Raw genomic sequence first — 1,633 nt, 5'->3', positions numbered from 1 at the left:
ATCTTCGAGAACGTCCGCGCCAACTCGGTCGTGCAGGGCGGCTCCAGCATCACCCAACAGCTGGCCAAGAACCTGTTCCTGACCAATGAGCGCACCTTCGAGCGCAAGATCAAGGAAGCTTTTCTCTCGTTGTGGCTGGAAGCCAACCTATCGAAGAAGGAGATCCTGCAGCTTTATCTCGACCGCGCCTATATGGGCGGCGGCACATTCGGCATCGAGGCGGCGGCGGATTTCTATTTCGGCAAAAGCGTCAAGGACCTGAACCTCGCCGAGGCGGCAATGCTGGCCGGCCTGTTCAAGGCGCCGACCAAATACGCCCCGCACATCAACCTGCCGGCCGCCCGCGCGCGCGCCAATGTGGTGCTGTCCAACCTCGTCGATTCCGGCTTCATGACCGAAGGCCAGGTGCTGCAGGCGAGGCTGCATCCGGCCGACGTCGTCGACCGCGGCGAGCAGAAGAGCCCGGACTACTTCCTCGACTGGGCCTTCGACGAGGTCAAGAAGATCGCCAAGCCCGGCCAGCACTCACTGGTCGCCCACACCACTTTCGATGCCAACATCCAGAAGGCGGCTGAGGAGTCCGTCGAATTCCACCTGCGCCAGTTCGGCAAGGAATACAACGTCACCGAAGGCGCGGTGGTGGTGATCGAGACCAACGGAGCGGTGCGCGCCATCGTCGGCGGCCGCGACTACGGCGCCAGCCAGTTCAACCGCGCCACCAGGGCGCTGCGCCAGACCGGCTCCTCGTTCAAGCCCTACGTCTACGCCACAGCCATGGAGCACGGCTTCACGCCTGACTCGGTGGTTTCCGGCGGCCCCGTTAGCTGGGGCAACTGGTCGCCGCACAACTACAGCGGCGGATCGGCCGGCAATGTCACCCTGATCACGGCCATCGCCAAGTCGATCAACACTGTGCCGGTGCGGCTCGCCAAGGACCATCTCGGCATCGGTCCGATCAAGGCGATGGCCGAGGCGATGGGCGTCGAGTCGCCGCTGGAAGGGCACAAGACCATGGTGCTCGGCACCTCGCTCATGACGGTGATGGACCAGGCGACGGGCTACAGCGTGTTCGCGCAGAACGGCTTCGTCGGCTCGCGGCACGGAATCACCCAGCTCGTCACCCGCACCGGCGATGTGGTCTACGACTGGGCCAAGGACGCGTCGCCGCCGCGTCGGGTGCTGTCGGAGCAGGCGCTGAAATACATGAACACCATGCTGGCGGCGGTGCCGGTGATAGGGACGGCGCGGCGCGCCCAGCTTCCCAACATCGTCGTCGCCGGCAAGACGGGCACGACGCAATCCTACCGCGACGCCTGGTTCGTCGGCTTCACCGGCAATTACACGGCCGCCGTCTGGCTGGGCAATGACGACTTCACGCCCACCAACAAGATGACCGGCGGTTCGCTGCCGGCGATGGTCTGGCAGCGGCTGATGGTCTACGCGCACCAGAATATCGACCTGAAGCCGATCCCCGGCCTCGATCACCCGTTCGTCGATCCGGAAGTCGCGGCCAAGGCCGAGGAGGCCGCCCAGAAGAATGCCGAGGAGGCCGCAGCGCAGGCCCAGGCCGAGCGGCCGCCGGTGCTCTCCGGCCAGACCACACAGACGCTGCGCGAGATGACCAAGGCGTTCC

Annotated in this window: 1 protein-coding gene; it reads left to right on the top strand. The window is 65.3% G+C overall.

Going from position 1 to position 1,633, the window contains the following annotated elements:
* A partial coding sequence (locus EOA33_RS34965) for a PBP1A family penicillin-binding protein (protein WP_127407670.1) occupies positions 1-1,633 on the top strand: 1,633 nt, incomplete at both ends.

It is taken from the genome of Mesorhizobium sp. M4A.F.Ca.ET.050.02.1.1 (assembly GCF_003997725.1).
In the GTDB taxonomy this organism is placed as follows: Bacteria; Pseudomonadota; Alphaproteobacteria; order Rhizobiales; family Rhizobiaceae; genus Mesorhizobium.
Note: the sequence above shows the minus strand (reverse complement) of the source record. Positions and strands in the feature narration are given on the sequence as shown.